We start from the raw sequence: 16896 nt of genomic DNA on the forward strand, positions 1-16896 counted from the left end.
GCTAGCCAAATTGCGGAGCGGTAGTTCAGTTGGTTAGAATACCGGCCTGTCACGCCGGGGGTCGCGGGTTCGAGTCCCGTCCGCTCCGCCAATGATTAAGAAGCCCAGTCGAAAGACTGGGCTTTTTTCGTTTCAAGCATGCCGATACAGCACTCATTTCCCCCTCGCTTCAACACTATTATCACCCGATAATCGCCGCTGACCGTGGTTGCCGCTATAATGGCCGCCCTCAAGCAAGGTGATGGTATGAAAGCAGAATATCTACAGCGATTCGGGGGCATTGCCCGTCTTTATGGTCAGAGCGCACTCGACTCCTTCAGCCAGGCCAGGGTCTGCGTGGTGGGCATTGGCGGCGTGGGTTCCTGGGCGGCCGAGGCGCTGGCGCGGGCCGGTATTAACCAGATCACCCTGATCGACATGGACGACATCTGCATCACCAACACCAATCGCCAGATCCACGCCATGCAGGGCACGGTCGGCCGCCTCAAGACAGAAGTCATGGCCGAGCGCATTCGCGCCATCAACCCCGACTGTGAGGTGATCGAGGTGGATGACTTCGTCACCGCCGACAACCTGGCCGAGCATATCAAGCGGGAGTTTGACTATGTGGTGGATGCCATCGACTCGGTCAAGGCCAAGGTGGCACTGATCGCCTTCTGCAAGCGCAACAAGATACCAGTGATAGTGGCGGGCGGTGCCGGTGGGCAGATGGACCCCACCCAGATCACCGTGGCAGATCTGGCCAAGACCATCCAGGATCCGCTGGCAGCCAAGGTACGCTCGGATCTTCGTCGGTTGCACAACTTCAGCAAGAATCCGGCCCGCAAGTTCGGGGTGGAGTGTGTCTTCTCGACCGAGCAGTTGAGCTATCCCGATGGCAATGGCGGCACCTGTCAGGCCAAGGCGGCCAGCGATGGCAACATGAAGATGGATTGTGCCTCCGGCTTCGGAGCAGTGACGCCGGTGACGGCGACCTTCGGACTGGTGGCCGCTGCCCGGGTGCTGAAGAAGATTGCGGAACGGGGGGCTAAAGTGGGGCGCTTTGAGGCAGCAGCTAAGGCAGAAGAGATATCGCGGGTGGCCGGAGATCAGACCGACGCCTGATCCCGTATCGCCAGTACTATCGCCCTGAGCCCGTTACCCCGTGACGGGCTCAGGTGTTTCTCCAGCCCCAGTTCGGTGAAATAGCCGTCCATATCGAAGGCCAAGATCGCTTCCGCTGTCTTATGGTTAAGCGCCGCCAGCACGATAACGATAAGGCCGCGCACTATGCGGGCGTCGGAGTCGCAGGCAAAGTGCCAGTAGCCATCCTCCCCCTTTTCGCTTTTTAGCCAGGCCTGGCTCTCGCACCCTCTAAGACGGTTCGCCTCTGTCTGCCACTCTGCCGGCAGCGGGGGCAGCAACTTGCCGAGCTGGATGATGAGCCGGTACTGGTTCTCCCAGCCGTTGGCGGCGGCAAACTGCTGGCGGATGGTGTCGGCGTCAGGCTCCCGGCCGATTTGGGTGTAGGTTGCGAGCTCACTCATTTCAATCATCCGCCTTAGAAGAAGTCACTTAACTTGTGCAGGGCTGCCAGCAGGGCATCCACGTCATCCCGGTTGTTGTAGCAGGCCAGCGAAGCACGCAGGGTGCCGCTGATGCCAAGGCTCTCCATCAGCGGCATGGCGCAGTGATGGCCGACTCGCAGCGCTATGCCCTGCATGTCGAGCAGGGTGGCCGCATCCTGCGGGTGGATCTCATCGAGCAGGAAGGATACTGCCCCAGCCCGTTGTGCCGGCTCACCGATGAGGCGCAGACCCGGCACCTGCCGCAGACCCGCCACCAGGTAATCGGTGAGGGCCTGCTCATGGCGAACGAGTTCGGCTCTATCCAGTTCGGTGATGAAGTCGATGGCGCTGGCGAGGCCGATGGCGCCGGCAATATGGGGAGTGCCCGCCTCGAACTTGAACGGCAGGGTATTGAAGCTGGTACCCGTGAAGCTGACCCTGTCGATCATCTCGCCGCCTGCCTGCCAAGGGGGCATGCGCCCCAGCAGTTCGGTTCGCCCCCACAGCACGCCGATCCCGGTCGGACCATAGAGCTTGTGACCGGAGAAGGCGTAAAAGTCGCAGCCGATGGCCTGCACATCCACCTCGAGGTGGGCTACCGCCTGGGCGCCGTCGATCAGGGTCAGGGCGCCCACCGTCTTGGCGGCCGCCACTATCTCGTTGACCGGGTTGACGGTGCCGAGGGCATTGGAGACATGAGCAATGCTCACCATCCGGGTGCGCGGCCCCAGCAGCTGATGGTAAGCACCGAGATCGAGATCCCCACGCTTATCCAGAGGAATGACTCGAATAAGGGCTCCGGTACGCTGGGCAACCAGCTGCCATGGCACTATGTTGGCGTGGTGTTCCAGAGTGCTGAGGACTATCTCGTCCCCCGCCTTCAACTCGCTCAGGCCCCAGCTCTGGGCCACCAGGTTGATCGCCTCTGTGGTGCCGCGCGTCCAGATGATCTCATGGGAATGAGGTGCGTTGATAAAGCGAGCGACCGTCTCGCGGGAGCCTTCGAAGGCGCGGGTGGCGCGACCGCTCAGGGCATGGGCGGCACGGTGCACGTTGGCGTTGTCGGCGCGATAGTAGTGATTGATCGCATCCAGCACCGCCTGGGGTTTCTGGGTGGTGGCGGCGTTGTCCAGATAGATCAGAGGGTGGCCGTTGACCTCCTGCGCCAAGGCCGGAAACTGGCTGCGCAGCCTCCCATGCTGTTGCTGGTTCATGCTCCCCTCATCATCCTCTGGAAAAGTCGGCCATGATCCTGAAATTGGCGGTCAAACACAAGGCGCGCGATGCGGCGGGTCGGTGGCGGATACGGCCGCATCACGGATTTCTGTTACAATGCCGCCCCTCATCATAAGCCAAGAGATCCGGCCCATGAAGCTCAACCCCAATCAGAACGAAGCGGTCAAGCACGTCTCCGGCCCTTGCCTGGTGCTGGCGGGCGCCGGATCGGGCAAGACCCGCGTCATCACCAACAAGATCGCCTATCTGGTACAGCAGTGCGGCTACAACGCCCGCAACATAGCGGCTGTCACCTTCACCAACAAGGCGGCGCGGGAGATGAAGGAGCGGGTCGGTCAGACCCTGGGTCGCAAGGAGGCGCGGGGGCTCATGGTCTCCACCTTCCATACCCTGGGCCTCGACATCATTCGCCGTGAGCACAAGAGCCTGAATCTCAAGGCGAACTTCTCCCTGTTCGACGACACCGATCAGCTGGCACTGCTCAAGGAGCTGACGGAAGCCGAGCTCGACAACGACAAGGACAAGCTGTCGGCCCTCATCAGCCAGATCTCCAACTGGAAGAACGATCTCATCCTGCCGGCCCGCGCCATGCGTATCGCCCGTGGGCCGGAAGAGGTGCTGATGGCCCAGCTCTATGAGCGTTATCACCGCCAGATGGTGGCCTACAACGCGCTGGATTTTGACGATCTCATCGTGATGCCGACTCTGTTGCTCAAGAACAACGAGGAGGTGCGCACCCGCTGGCAGAACAAGATCCGCTACCTGCTGGTCGATGAGTATCAGGACACCAACACCAGCCAGTATGAGCTGGTGAAGCAGATCGTCGGCGAGCGTGCCCGCTTCACAGTTGTGGGGGACGACGATCAGTCCATCTACTCCTGGCGCGGCGCCAAGCCCCAGAACCTGGTGCTGCTGAACGAGGACTTCCCGAGCCTCAAGCTCATCAAGCTGGAGCAGAACTATCGCTCCAAGGGGCGCATCCTGAAGTGCGCGAACATCCTGATCGCCAACAACCCCCATGTGTTCGACAAGGCGCTGTTCTCCGAGCTGGACTACGGGGTGCCGGTCAAGGTGCTGTTCGCCAAGAACGAGGAGCACGAGGCGGAGCGCATCGCCGCCGAGCTGATGGGCCACAAGTTCATGAACCGCACCCGTTTCAAGGACTACGCCATCCTCTACCGGGGCAACCATCAGTCGCGCATCTTCGAGAAGGCGCTGATGACCAACCGTATTCCCTATCGCATCTCGGGGGGGACTTCGTTCTTCTCCCGCACCGAGATCAAGGACATCATGGCCTACCTCAAGCTGCTGGTGAACCCGGATGAGGACACCGCCTTCCTGCGGGTGGTCAACCTGCCGCGGCGGGAAATTGGCCCCACCACCCTCGAGAAACTCGGCCAGTATGCGAACCAGCGCGGCAAGAGCCTGTTTGCCGCCAGCTTCGAACTGGGGCTGGAGCAGTCACTGTCCGGCCGTGGCCTTGTTGCCCTGCAGGCCTTCACCCAATGGCTGGTGCGGCTCGGGGACCAGGCCCAGCGCGGCAATCCGGTGGAGGCGGTGCGGGACATGATCAAGGAGATCCACTACGAGGAGTGGCTCCATGAGACCTCGCCGAGCCCCAAGGCGGCCGAGATGCGGATGCAGAACGTCTCCACCCTCTATCGCTGGATCACCGAGATGCTGGAGGGCAACGAGCTGGACGAGCCCATGACGCTGCCCCAGGTGGTGACCCGACTCACCCTGCGGGACATGATGGAACGCAACGAGGGGGAGGATGACGCGGATCAGGTGCAGTTGATGACACTGCATGCTTCCAAGGGATTGGAGTTTCCTTATGTCTACATGGTGGGTATGGAGGAGGGTCTGCTGCCACACCAGACCAGCATAGACGAAGATAACGTAGAGGAGGAGCGGCGTCTTGCCTACGTGGGCATCACCCGGGCCCAGACAGAGCTCACCTTCACCCTCTGCAAGGAGCGGCGCCAATACGGTGAATCGGTGCGGCCCGAGCCGAGCCGCTTCCTGCTCGAATTGCCCCAGGATGACCTGGAGTGGGAGAACCAGAAGAAGGTGACCGCCGAGGAGCGTCAGCAGAAGGGGCAGGTCGGGGTCGCCAACCTGCGGGCCCTGTTCAAGAAGGACTAAGGCAAGAAGGATGGAGCCGGCATCAGTTCGCCTGGCCCAGCAATGGGGTGATGTCGGCCCCGGGCAGGGGAGGAGAGATATGGCGCCCCTGTCCCATGGTGCAGCCGAGATCGATCAGCTTCTGCAACTGTTGCTGGTTTTCGATCCCCTCGACCACCAGGGTGAAGTCGAGATCCTGGCAGATGTCCCGCATGGCCCGGATCAGCGCCAGATCCTTGGGGGAGTTCAGCATGCGGTGGGTGAAGCTGTCATCCACCTTGATGTAGTCCACCGGGAAGTGGAACAGGGCGTTGAGGGAGGAGAAGCCGGTGCCGAAGTCATCTAGGCTGATCTGGATGCCCTTGGCCCTGAGTTCGTGCAACGAGGTGAGCGAGTCGACGTTTTGCCGCGACAGCTCCCGCTCGTTGAATTCGAAGATGAAGTAACTCGGCAGTACCCCCTCTTCCTCCATGATGTTGACCAGTTGCATGACCTGCTCACGGCTGGCCAGGTGTTTGCCGGAGAGGTTGATGGCGATCTTGAAGCGGCTGCGGCCCGAGGCGGGCAGCCAGCTCTTCAACTGCTGACAGGTGCGGCTGAGGATATGCCGGTCCAGCTCCTGGATGAGGCCGCACTGCTCGGCCAGCGGGATGAAGTCGAAAGCGTCTTTCAGTTCTCCCTCCTCCGTTATCCAGCGCGCCATCACCTCCAGCCCGGTCAGTCGGCTGTCTTCGAGCCGGATCACCGGCTGGAAGTAGGGCACTATCCTGCCTTCTCGCAAGGCGCGGGTCAGCTTCTCTTCCGGTGAGCCGGTGTGATCCCGGCAGGCCTCGGAATAGGTGACGATGCGACTGCGGCCGTTGCGCTTGGCCTGATACATGGCCAGATCGGCCTGGTGCAGCAGCTCGCTGATATCCGTGGTCTGCTCCGACACGCTGGCGACCCCCAGACTCACCGTGATGCTCAGCTCATTGCCCTGCAACCGGAACGGGTGGGCGACCCGGCCGACCAGGCGATTGAGCACCGGGCTGACGTCTTCCTCCTGCTGGCTGTTGTCCAGATAGATGACGAACTCATCCCCTCCGAGCCTGGCCACCATGTCGTTCTGCCGGATGCAGCTCTGCAACCGCCGGCTCAACTCCTGCAGCAGCTGATCGCCGGCGCCGTGACCCAGGGCATCGTTGACCTGCTTGAAGTGATCCACATCGATGAAGATCAGGGTGAAACCGGCCGTCTGATAACGGCGATAGCGGGTCATGGCGTGATGGAGGTGATTCATCAGCAGGGCCCGGTTCGGCAACTGGGTCAGGGGGTCGTGCAGTGCGTTGAATTGCAGCCGACGCTCCAGCTCCTGATGCTGTTTGAGCTGCTTTTGCAGTCTGAGATTGGTCTGACGCAGTTGTTGCAGCCGCTGGTTGATGGACTCTTCCGAATGGATGTCATCCAGCTGCTGACGCACCCGCTTGAGCTCCAGCAGCAGGGTCAGCTGATGGCGCAGGAAGTCGAGGAACAGCCGATCGTCGGTCTCCAGCGGTTGGGCGGTATTGATGAGGAGGTGGGCGAAATACTGTTGTTGCTGGCGCAGGGGCAGGCTGTACCAATACTGCCCCGCCTCGTACCGTTCGACCCCGTTGGTGCTGTGACAGAGCGCCCTGATGAAGTCATCGCCATAGGAGAACTGCGCCGGATAGAGCTTTTCCAGGCGTTGGCTGTCGAGCCTGATCAGCAGCATGTCGCTGACCGCCAGCATCTGGCGCAGCACGGCCTCCAGCTGGGAGAGCAACGCATGCTGGGGCAGACTGTGAGCCAACCGCATGATACGGCTGATCTTTTCTATCTTCTGCTGCCAGTGGGGATCCCGCTGCATGAGGGGGGAGGCCTGTCCCGCCAGCTGGGCACCGGTCTGGGTCTCATGCAGCCGCTTGGCCAGACATTCCAGCAGCAGCCGCAGGGTGGGCAGGTGCTCGGGTGCCGCGCAGGCCAGCAACCACTGTACCTCGCCATGCTCCACCGCCTGCACACACCAGCCCTGATGTTCATCGAGCCGGGTGAGCTGCTCGGTGAGACGGGGCTCTTCACGCCCCAGTTGCTGCTTGAAGTCCTCGTCGAGCCGGTGTTCATACACCCAGTGCAAACCAGCATTCGTCAGCCCCAGCATGGCAAAGTGCCGCAAGGGACAGAGCTTGCCCAACTGCCCAAGCAGCCTGCCGTAGTCCTCCTGAGAGGCAGCGCCGGGCGCAGGAAAGTCCATGATGGAGGAGACGATCGCCAGCAAGGGCGCGGAGTCGTGCGGTGTGGTGGGCTGGACTGACATGCAAAACTCCCGAATGAACAGACCTTCAAGGGTTGCCGGAAGTAAACAGATTAAAAGGACTTCAACAGAAGCCCTTTCAATTACTTATAGCTTGTCGATCATGTAGTGAACAGCATTCAGGATCTCTTCGTCACTACAGGCGGCGCAGGTACCCCGTGGTGGCATCATGCCGGACTTGCCGGTGAAGCCTTCGATCGCGTGTTTCTTCAGGGTGTCTATGCCCTGGGCGATGCGGGGCTCCCAGGCGGCCTTGTCACCGCGCTTGGGGGCACCGGCCGCGCCGGTATCATGGCAGGCGAAGCAGGCGCCCTTGAACACAGTCTCGCCGTCGCGGGGACCGGACGATGCGGCAGCAGGCGCTGCGGCGGCCGTTGCAATCCCTTCCAGATCCTTGGCGGTGTATACCTGGCCGACCGGGGCGATACGCTCGGCAACGGCTTCCGCTGACATCTCGTCGGCAGCAAACACGGTGCCGGACAGACTGGCAACCGCCATCCCGGCAACCAGCAAATAGCTCAGTTTTCTCAACACGCTCATATACTCCCAGCAGGCTCTTATTATCCCTAGAAAACGACGGGATTATAACCGAATAGTTACAGGCATTTAAACGCTTGTGTGTGAAGTGTTAAGCAATCTGCGAATAAAAATTCGACGGTGGCAGGGGCTTGGGGGCTGGTGCAGGTAAAAAGAAACCCGGCTTTCACCGGGTTTTCTGGGGCAGGCATGGGAAAAGGCTGATTTATCCCGGTTGCGTATCACCTTGCCGGGCTGACCGATCCATCCACGTGCTGGCAAGGAGCGCTGATGTGAGCGATCCGGAGCCGCGATTGGCCTATCAATCCCAATTCAGGATCACCTTGCCGGACTGACCGGAGCGCATGGCATCAAAGCCTTTCTGGAAGTCGTCGATGTGGAAGTTGTGGGTGATGATGGGGGAGAGATCCAGTCCGGACTGGATGAGGCTGGCCATCTTGTACCAGGTCTCGAACATCTCTCGGCCGTAAATCCCTTTAATAAACAGCCCCTTGAAGATCACCTTGCCCCAATCGATGGCCATGGTGGCGGGGGGGATGCCGAGCATGGCGATCTTGCCACCGTGGTTCATCTTGTCGATCATGTCCTGGAAGGCGCTGGGCACGCCGGACATCTCCAGCCCCACGTCGAAGCCTTCGGTCATGCCGAGCTCGATCATGACGTCGGAGAGTTTTTCCGTGCTCACGTTGACGGCGCGGGTGGCGCCCATCTTGCGGGCCAGTTCCAGCCGGTATTCGTTGACGTCGGTGATCACCACGTGGCGAGCACCCACATGGCGGCAGACGGCGGCGGCCATGATACCGATGGGGCCGGCACCGGTGATGAGCACGTCTTCGCCCACCAGATCGAAGGAGAGCGCGGTGTGCACGGCGTTGCCGAAGGGATCGAAGATGGCGGCCAGCTCATCGGGTACGTTGTCTGGCAGCTTGAAGGCGTTGAAGGCCGGGATCACCAGATACTCGGCAAAGGACCCCGGGCGGTTGACGCCGACGCCGATGGTGTTGCGGCACAGGTGGGTGCGACCGGCACGGCAGTTGCGGCAGTGGCCGCAGGTGATATGGCCTTCACCTGAGACGCGATCCCCCACGGCGAAGCCACGCACCTCCTGACCGACGGCGACCACTTCCCCCACGTATTCGTGGCCCACCACCATGGGCACCGGGATGGTCTTCTGGGACCACTCGTCCCAGTTGTAGATGTGGATGTCGGTGCCGCAGATGGCGGTCTTGCGGATCTTGATCAGCAGATCGTTGTGGCCGAGCTCGGGGGCCGGGACATCCGTCATCCAGATGCCGACTTCTTTCTTCAGTTTGGAAAGTGCTTTCATGACAGACTTCCTCAAGGCGCTGTGCAGGGTTCTGTGGGCACAGCAAGAGAGTGCAAAAAATGGGGCCGATATCGGCCCCGTTTCAATCAGATCACGCCGAGTTCACGGCCGATGCGGATGAAGGCGTCGATCGCCTTGTCCAACTGCTCGCGGGTGTGGGCGGCGGACATCTGGGTGCGGATGCGGGCCTGACCCTTGGGCACCACGGGGAAGGAGAAGCCCACCACGTAGATGCCGGCGGCCAGCATGCGGCTCGCCATCTCGGAGGCCAGCTTGGCATCCCCCAGCATCACCGGAATGATGGCGTGATCGGCGCCGGCCAGGGTGAAACCGGCGGCGTTCATGCGCGTGCGGAAGTAGTCGCTGTTCTCCTTCAGCTGGGCACGCAGCGCGTGGCCCTCTGCCAGCATGTCGATCACCCTGATGGTGGCGGAGACGATGGAGGGGGCCAGGGAGTTGGAGAAGAGGTAGGGACGGGAGCGCTGACGCAGCCAGTCGATCACCTCTTTCTTGCCGGAGGTGTAGCCGCCGGAGGCGCCACCGAGCGCCTTGCCCAGGGTACCTGTGATGATGTCGACCCTGTCCAGCACGCCACAGTGTTCGTGGGTGCCGCGGCCGTTCTCGCCAATGAAGCCGACCGCATGGGAGTCATCCACCATGACCAGGGCATCGTACTTGTCCGCCAGATCGCAGATGGATTTCAGGTCGGCGATGACGCCGTCCATGGAGAAGACACCGTCGGTGGCGATCAACTTGAAGCGGGCGCCATCGGCGTTGGCCTGCTTGAGCTGGGCCTCCAGCTCGGCCATGTCATTGTTGGCGTAGCGGTAACGCTTGGCCTTGCACAGCCGCACGCCGTCGATGATGGATGCGTGGTTGAGGGCATCGGAGATGATGGCGTCTTCGGCGCCAAACAGGGTCTCGAACAGGCCGCCATTGGCATCGAAACAGGAGGAGTAGAGGATGCTGTCCTCGGTACCGAGGAAGGTCGACAGCTTCTGCTCCAGCACCTTGTGTTGATCCTGGGTGCCGCAGATGAAGCGCACCGAGGCCATGCCGAAACCGTGGCTGTCGAGCCCCTCATGGGCCGCCTTGATCAGCTCAGGGTGATTGGCCAGCCCCAGGTAGTTGTTGGCACAGAAGTTCAGTACCTGCTCGCCGCCCACCGCGATCCTGGCCTGCTGAGCCGAGGTGATGATGCGTTCCTGCTTGTACAAGCCTTCCGCTTTGACCTGCTCGAGCTGCTCGCTCAGGTGACGATAGAATCCGTTAGACATCCTCGGTCCTCATTAGCTAATTAGGCTGCATGGTCGGGCGCTGCCGGCGTTTTGGCCATGGTGGTGAAACGTCGGTTGGTCCGATAGTGGGCAACATTTTACTGCAACCACTGCGCGGAAATTCAAATTATTGTGCTGATATTCAACAATTGTGAAACAGATCTCACCCAACTGGTTGGGCCAGCTGATGGTAATGTTGCTCCAGCTGGTGGATCTGTTCGGCAACTTGAGGCTGCACATAGGGGCGCAGCAGGAACAACACCCGCAGGACCCCCTGATAGAGCAGTGGCTTGGTGATGCGGGTGGCGGGCGCCTGGGCTATCTGGAACGGGATCCAGCAGGTCACCACCATCTTGATGGTCTGGCCGAGATCCGGCAGGTCGTCATCGCTGACGTCTATGATGCCACCCTCGCGCAGGCTCCTGAGCAGGGCGACAACTGAGGCGCGCAACTGCTCCTGGGCCTTGAGGTACTTCTGTTGCAGCGGTTCGTCGCGACTGAGGATGTCCGGCAGATTCGCGTAGAAGAAGCGGAACTGCCACATCAGATAGAAGATGGCGTCCAGATAGCCCATCAGATCTTCCAGCTTGATCTCGTTGCTGCGGGCCGGCGTGAAGCTGTCGCTCAGGTGGCGGGCATATTGATCGAAGATGGAGTGGATGATGTCTTCTTTATTGCGGAAGTGGTAATAAAGGTTGCCTGGGCTGATGCCGAGATGGGCGGCAATGTGGTTGGTGGTGATGTTGCGTTCACCCTGATCGTTGAACAGCTCGGTGGCGCTGTGAATGATCCTGTCTCTGGTTTTCATCGCTGATCCCTCTGCCGGGCCCTGTGCATCAAGGTCGAATCCCCTTGCGGCCCGTGATAAACTTTTCGGCAATTTCAAATTGGCCCACTATACACAGCTTTAACAGGCAGTCACACGGGGCCATCAACGTACGCGAGGCAAACTCCATGATCGTAGTAACTGGCGGTGCTGGCTTTATCGGCAGCAATCTGGTCAAGCAGCTGAACGCTCAAGGACGGACCGATGTGGTGGTCATCGATGACCTGACCGACGGCACCAAGTTCGTCAATCTGGTCGATCTCACCATCGCCGATTACATGGATAAGGACGAGTTCCAGGCGCGCATCGTCTCTGGCGACGAATTCGAGGAGTGGGATGGCGGTATCGAGGTGATCTTCCATGAAGGCGCCTGCTCCGCGACCACCGAGTGGAACGGCAAGTTCATCATGGAGGTCAACTACGAGTACTCCAAGGATCTGTTCCACTACTGCATCGAGCGGGAAATTCCGTTCATCTATGCCTCCTCGGCCGCCACCTATGGCGGCCGCAACGACAACTTCATCGAAGATCCGAAGTTCGAGCAGCCCCTCAACGTCTACGGCTACTCCAAGCAGCTGTTCGATCAGTACGTGCGCCGCTGGCTGCCGGAGATCGACTCCCAGGTTGTCGGTCTGAAGTACTTCAACGTCTATGGCCCGCGTGAGCAGCACAAGGGCTCCATGGCCTCCGTCGCCTTCCACCTCAACACCCAGGTGAAGCAGGGCGGCAACCCCAAGCTGTTTGAAGGCTGTGACGGCTTCCCGGATGGCGGCCAGATGCGCGACTTCATCTATGTGGACGACGTCTGCCAGGTGAACCTCTGGTTCTGGCAGAATCCGCAGCACTCCGGCATCTTCAACTGCGGCACCGGCCGGGCCGAGCCGTTCCAGAACGTGGCCGAGGCCGTGATCACGCATCACCAGCAGGGTGCCATCGAATACATTCCCTTCCCGGATCACCTGAAGGGTCGTTACCAGAGCTTCACCCAGGCCGATCTCACCAAGTTGCGCGGTGTCGGTTATGACGGCGAGTTCAAGACCGTGGCCGAAGGCGTGGCCGATTACATGGCCTGGTTGAACCGGGCTTGATCCCCTCCTGACGGGCGGCCCTGGCCGCCCGTCGATCGGATACGCTTGCATGAATATATTGATGGCACTCTCCCAGCTCGAAGTGACGGGAGCTGAGGTCTATGCCACCACGGTCGGTAACGAGCTGACCCGGCGTGGTCACAACGTTTTCTACGTTTCTGATACCCTGACCAAGCCCACCCAGGGGCCCGTGTTCAAGTTGCGTTTCAACAAGCGCAGCATCTTGCGCCGCTTCTGGCATGTGTTTTACCTCATCTACCTTATCAAGAAACACCATATCCAACTGGTGCACGCCCACTCGCGCGCCTCCGGCTGGAGCAGCTACGTGGCCTGCAAGCTCACCGGCACGCCCATGATCACCACGGTGCACGGTCGTCAGCCGGTACACGCGTCGCGCAAGGCCTTCCACGCACTCGGCTACCGGGCGGTGGCGGTGTGCGAGGACATCGCCCACCAGATCATCGACAACCTGGGGGTGGATCCGGCCAAGGTGCAGGTGCTGCGCAACGGCATCGAGACCGATCAGTTCCAGCCCGTGCCGGCACCGGCCAACCCCAAGCCGGTGATCGCCATCATAGGCCGGCTGAGTGGCCCCAAGGGGGAGCTCTGCTACCGCCTGCTGGACGAGGTGCTGGATCTGGACGCCTATCGGGTGCGGATCGTCAGCGGCACCCAGGTGCCGGAACACTTCGCCCGATTCAAGGAAAAAGCCGAGTTCGTGGGGTACGTGGACGATGTGCCCGCCCTGCTGGCCAACTGCGATCTGGTGATAGGCGCCGGTCGGGTGGCGATGGAGGCGCTGCTGTGCGGCCGCCCTGCGTTCGCCATCGGCGAGGCCAAGGCCATAGGCCTGGTCACCGAGTCCAACCTGGCCGAGGCGCTGGCCAGCAATTTCGGCGATATAGGGCCGCAGGATCTGGCGATCGACTTTGCCGCACTGCAGGCACAGATAGTCACTGCATTGGCCAGCAAGGTGGTGTCCGACACTCTGCGTCAGCGTATTCAGCATGAATATGGCTTGCAGGGCGTGGTGAGCGGGCTCGAATCCGTCTATCAGGATGCCGTGGTGGAGACCCTGCGCCGGGAGATGCCGGTCATCATGTATCACCGCTTCATCGAGCACGAGAGCGAGAAGGGAGTGCACGGCACCTGGCTGCCCGCCACCATGTTCGAGAAACACCTCAAGCTGATGAAGTGGCTCGGTTACGAGACCCTGACCTTCCGGGATCTGGCGGACAAGGGCTTCATTCATCGGCTGCAGTACGGCAAGAAGTACCTGATGATCACCGTCGATGACGGTTATCGGGACAATCTGACCCGCATGCTGCCGCTGCTGGAAAAATATGGTTACAAGGCGGTGGTGTACATAGTGACCGGCGAGGATCACAATCGCTGGGATGTGGAACATCCGACCCATCCTGACACCCCGGTAGCGCTGATGAATGGTGACGAGATCCAGGCGCTGGTGGCCTCGGGGCATGTGGAGATAGGGGGTCATACCTTGACCCACCCTCGTCTCAGCACACTCCAGCCGGAACAGCAGGCCCACGAGATCCACGCCAACAAGGAGAGGCTGGAACAGTTGCTCGGCCACCCACTCCTGTCGTTCGCTTACCCCTACGGGGATCTGAACGACGACGCCAAAGCCCAGGCCAGTGCCGCCGGTTATCGCTATGCGGTGGCCACCAACAGCGGTCCCAGGGCCATGCACCAGGATCCGTTCCAGATCCGCCGGATCGCCATCTTCCCCCGTACCGATGCGTTCGGGCTGTGGCGCAAGATCCGGGGTAACTACGTCTTCAGAAAATCTTGACAGGAAAATAACATTGCTCTGGCTGAAAAATAATACCCGAACGGCGAGTAAGGATTTTCTCTATTTCTTTCACGGCAAGGTATTCAGTAACTTTATTTTCCTGAATATCTTGGGCTATGCCGTCTTCAAAGATTCGATACAGCTGATCGCTGATGTCTGCCAGACCATCATAGTGCTGGCAACCTTGGGCGCATTCTATGTAGAAAGAGCATTTTTCGTAAAAAACAGAGTTTTTCAATTTCTCTGCCTGGGTATGGTGGTGCAGTGTTTAAGCTGGCTTTCGTCCAAGTATTATGTCTACGATTATGCGCTTAAATACCCTTCGCTGAAGTCGATGGCTTACCTCTTCTTCTTCGTTGGCATCGCCTACTGGCTGAAAGGGGAACCACGGCGAATCCTTATCCTGCTGCTGACATTCTGCGCCGGCGTCATATTCACCTTCGGTTATCATTCGGCTTTCTTCTCCGTTTTCGAGTCGGGTCTGGATGGTGCCAGGGTCGACTTCAATTACCGCAATGCCCAGCATGGCTCACTGATAGCGGGTGCCTGTTTCCTGTTCTTCGTGATCCTGTTGTTCACATCGACGTTTAAGAAACCGGCACTGGCCAACCTGGGGATAATGCTCGGCATAGTATTGTTTGGCGTCTTCTCCGTTATCTTGCAATCCCGTCAGTCCTGGTTGGCTATCTCGCTCTCACTCGCCATTCTCCCCTTGCTCGACGATGGGGAGCATTGGCCAAGGCGCAAGGTCATCATCACCTACGGGGTTCTGCTGATCACCATGCTGGCGCTCTATCAGGTGCCATTTATCAAGGAGAGGCTGCTGTCCGGCTTCGTGCACCAGGGAGATGTGCAGGCCATTTTGACGGGCAACTGGAATGGGGTGCAGGATGCCAGCATCGGGATCAGGCTAAAAACCTGGCTGGAGGCGATCCAGTGGTTCTTGGCCCACCCACTCTTCGGCACGGGTTATGGCAGCCAATCGCTGGTCATTACCCTGTCCAAGACTTTGCCGGATTACATCACTCGGGAGTTCCGTCACCTGCACAACTCCAATATGGAGACCCTGGTATCGTGGGGGATTGCCGGCTTCCTGGTGTTGTATGGCACACTCTTGTCCGTGGCTCGCCAGGTACTGTCATGTTCGGAGTCTTCACGCTTCATCAAGATGCTGACGGTTTCCTTTATCGTCTATTGGGTCATCATCAATAATTTCGAATCATTTTTCTATATGCGCTCCGGACAGTGGGTATTCAGTGTGTTCATGGGGGCCATCTACTCGGTCGCACTGCATAGAGGGCTGAAGGTGTTTGCAAAGGAAGGTCATGAAAATCTACGTCGTTAGTCTGGAGAAGGCCGCGGAACGTCGCCTGCGAGTCGAAACCGTCTTGTCTGCCCGCGGTATCGAGTTTGAATTTTTCAATGCGGTCAACGGCTTTGAGGGGCTCCCAGAACGGCTGCAGGAGATGCCGGATGATCGGCACAGGGTGATGTTCAGGAGCCGGCCGCTGACCCCGGGGGAGAAGGGGTGCTACGCCAGCCATTTTCTGTTGTGGGAGAAGTGCGTCGAACTCAATGAACCCATCCTCATCCTGGAGGATGATTTCCTGCCTACCCAGTATTTTGAAGAGGTGCTGGGGACCCTGCCCAAGGTCCACGAGCAGTATGAGTATGTGAAGGTGGAACCCCAGGTCGGGTCGGCCACCGCATTGACCACCATAGACAACATGCAACTCATGTTCTGGCACAACAACATGTGCTGGACGACGGGCTACAGCCTCTCGCCGAAGGGGGCCCGCCGTCTGCTGGAACACAGCAGGAGATGGCTGTGCTCCGTCGATAATTTCATCGGCGAGTCTTACCGTACCGGCCTCGTCTGCGCCGGCCTTATTCCCTATGCCATCTACAGCCCGCGCGACATGGGCAGCGATATCCAGAACAAGGTGGCACTGGAGAAGGTGCCGCTGAAGTTCAAATTGACCCGCGAGTTGTACCGCTTCTACCGGCTCATCAGAATGACCTTGTGGAACTTGAAGCATGCGGGGGGCAAACCATGAGTGCCGGTGCGAGCAACAAAGTCATTCATGCCATCTGGCTGGGCAACCGGCTGCCTCCCCTGGCCCATGTGTGCATCGACGACTGGCGAAAACAGGGTTACGACTACAAGCTGTGGCTGGATACGGACCCGCAGATAAAGCGCTGGATCCAGGAGTGCACCTTCGCCCGGGAGTGTTACCGACGCGGACTGCTGGCCTTCGTGACCGACTACCTGCGCCTCAAGATCCTCGCCCAGGAAGGTGGTCTCTACCTGGATACCGATGTCACCATCAATCAGGACCCCTTCCCGCTCTTCGAGTCGGTGATGTTTGGCGTCGGCTATGAATCCGAGCGGCTGATCGGCACCGCGGTGATCTACGCCCGGAAGGAGTCGCTGCTGTTGTCCGAGCTGGTGCGATTCTACGAAGAGGAGATCATGTCCTCCCCGCTGTTCATGGGGCCTGACATCATGACCGAGCTGGTGGCCCGCAAGCTCGCGGCGTCCGGTGAGGCTGCGCTGATCGCTCCGGCTCACTATTTTTATAATTATCAAGGTGAAGCGATTCACTTCGAGCCCGTAGCAGAGCGTTATATGACCCACTGGTTCCAGCACAGCTGGAAACGTTCGAATGGTCTCATCTTCCTGCGCGCGAAAGCCAAGGGGTGGTCCGGGTATCTCTACGAGTGGCAGAAAGAGTTCTTCCGCCTGAGGAAATGATGGGCCGGTACCGCCAATAACTTGGGGGGTTGGTGCATGAGCCGAGGTTGGCTAC

The 16896-nt window shown here is 59.8% G+C and carries 14 protein-coding genes and 1 tRNA gene; 8 read left to right on the forward strand and 7 right to left on the reverse strand.

What is annotated here, in order from left to right; genetic code table 11:
* Window positions 1-14 precede the first annotated feature (14 nt).
* A tRNA-Asp gene (locus MM194_RS19045) sits at window positions 15-91 on the forward strand.
* A 155-nt stretch (window positions 92-246) separates the two neighbouring features.
* Window positions 247-1104 carry a tRNA cyclic N6-threonylcarbamoyladenosine(37) synthase TcdA gene (gene tcdA, locus MM194_RS19050; RefSeq protein WP_241344500.1) on the forward strand — a complete coding sequence of 286 codons (858 nt, stop codon included), beginning with the start codon at window positions 247-249 and terminating at the stop codon, window positions 1102-1104.
* Here the strand turns inward: tcdA and MM194_RS19055 are convergent.
* Window positions 1089-1526: a SufE family protein gene (locus tag MM194_RS19055; protein WP_241344502.1), complete on the reverse strand. Its 438-nt coding sequence runs from the start codon at window positions 1524-1526 to the stop codon at window positions 1089-1091. The two genes, tcdA and MM194_RS19055, sit on opposite strands and share 16 nt — an antisense overlap.
* Before the next feature lie 14 nt (window positions 1527-1540).
* Window positions 1541-2761 (reverse strand): cysteine desulfurase, encoded by a 1221-nt coding sequence (locus tag MM194_RS19060; protein WP_241344504.1) that lies wholly within the window; start codon window positions 2759-2761, stop codon window positions 1541-1543.
* A gap of 154 nt (window positions 2762-2915) precedes the next feature.
* Between MM194_RS19060 and rep the strand changes: the two genes are divergently transcribed.
* Window positions 2916-4928: a DNA helicase Rep gene (gene rep / locus MM194_RS19065; RefSeq protein ID WP_033131346.1), complete on the forward strand. Its 2013-nt coding sequence runs from the start codon at window positions 2916-2918 to the stop codon at window positions 4926-4928.
* A gap of 22 nt (window positions 4929-4950) precedes the next feature.
* On the opposite strand, the gene MM194_RS19070 is transcribed toward rep, so the two are convergent.
* From MM194_RS19070 to MM194_RS19090, 5 genes are all read right to left on the reverse strand, one after another.
* Complete coding sequence (locus MM194_RS19070) at window positions 4951-7221, reverse strand: bifunctional diguanylate cyclase/phosphodiesterase (RefSeq protein ID WP_241344506.1); 2271 nt, start codon at window positions 7219-7221, stop codon at window positions 4951-4953.
* An 84-nt stretch (window positions 7222-7305) separates the two neighbouring features.
* A complete protein-coding gene (locus MM194_RS19075) occupies window positions 7306-7758 on the reverse strand; it encodes a c-type cytochrome (protein WP_033131339.1) in 453 nt (150 codons plus the stop codon).
* Window positions 7759-8056: 298 nt separating this feature from the next.
* Window positions 8057-9082 carry an L-threonine 3-dehydrogenase gene (gene tdh, locus MM194_RS19080; protein ID WP_241344508.1) on the reverse strand — a complete coding sequence of 342 codons (1026 nt, stop codon included), beginning with the start codon at window positions 9080-9082 and terminating at the stop codon, window positions 8057-8059.
* A gap of 86 nt (window positions 9083-9168) precedes the next feature.
* The gene (locus MM194_RS19085; protein ID WP_241344510.1) at window positions 9169-10359 is read right to left on the reverse strand and encodes a glycine C-acetyltransferase; all 1191 of its coding nucleotides are present in this window, start codon (window positions 10357-10359) and stop codon (window positions 9169-9171) included.
* 163 nt (window positions 10360-10522) lie between these two features.
* Entirely contained in the window at window positions 10523-11167 is a 645-nt protein-coding gene (locus MM194_RS19090) for a TetR/AcrR family transcriptional regulator (protein WP_241344511.1), read from the reverse strand.
* Between the two features lie 146 nt (window positions 11168-11313).
* Between MM194_RS19090 and rfaD the strand changes: the two genes are divergently transcribed.
* From rfaD to MM194_RS19115, 5 genes are read left to right on the forward strand one after another with little or no spacing between them, the layout of a single operon-like run.
* The gene (gene rfaD, locus MM194_RS19095) at window positions 11314-12273 is read left to right on the forward strand and encodes an ADP-glyceromanno-heptose 6-epimerase (protein WP_033131335.1); all 960 of its coding nucleotides are present in this window, start codon (window positions 11314-11316) and stop codon (window positions 12271-12273) included.
* A gap of 49 nt (window positions 12274-12322) precedes the next feature.
* Window positions 12323-14086, forward strand: a complete 1764-nt coding sequence (locus MM194_RS19100; RefSeq protein ID WP_241344513.1) for a polysaccharide deacetylase family protein — start codon at window positions 12323-12325, stop codon at window positions 14084-14086.
* A 13-nt stretch (window positions 14087-14099) separates the two neighbouring features.
* Window positions 14100-15431: an O-antigen ligase family protein gene (locus tag MM194_RS19105; protein WP_241344515.1), complete on the forward strand. Its 1332-nt coding sequence runs from the start codon at window positions 14100-14102 to the stop codon at window positions 15429-15431.
* The gene (locus MM194_RS19110; RefSeq protein ID WP_033131332.1) at window positions 15412-16143 is read left to right on the forward strand and encodes a glycosyltransferase family 25 protein; all 732 of its coding nucleotides are present in this window, start codon (window positions 15412-15414) and stop codon (window positions 16141-16143) included. The genes MM194_RS19105 and MM194_RS19110 overlap by 20 nt, the downstream gene beginning before the upstream one ends.
* Window positions 16140-16841 carry a TcdA/TcdB catalytic glycosyltransferase domain-containing protein gene (locus MM194_RS19115; protein WP_033131331.1) on the forward strand — a complete coding sequence of 234 codons (702 nt, stop codon included), beginning with the start codon at window positions 16140-16142 and terminating at the stop codon, window positions 16839-16841. The genes MM194_RS19110 and MM194_RS19115 overlap by 4 nt, the downstream gene beginning before the upstream one ends.
* Window positions 16842-16896 lie beyond the last annotated feature (55 nt).

This window comes from Aeromonas sp. MR16, from assembly GCF_022549315.1.
In the GTDB taxonomy this organism is placed as follows: Bacteria; Pseudomonadota; Gammaproteobacteria; order Enterobacterales; family Aeromonadaceae; genus Aeromonas; species Aeromonas aquatica.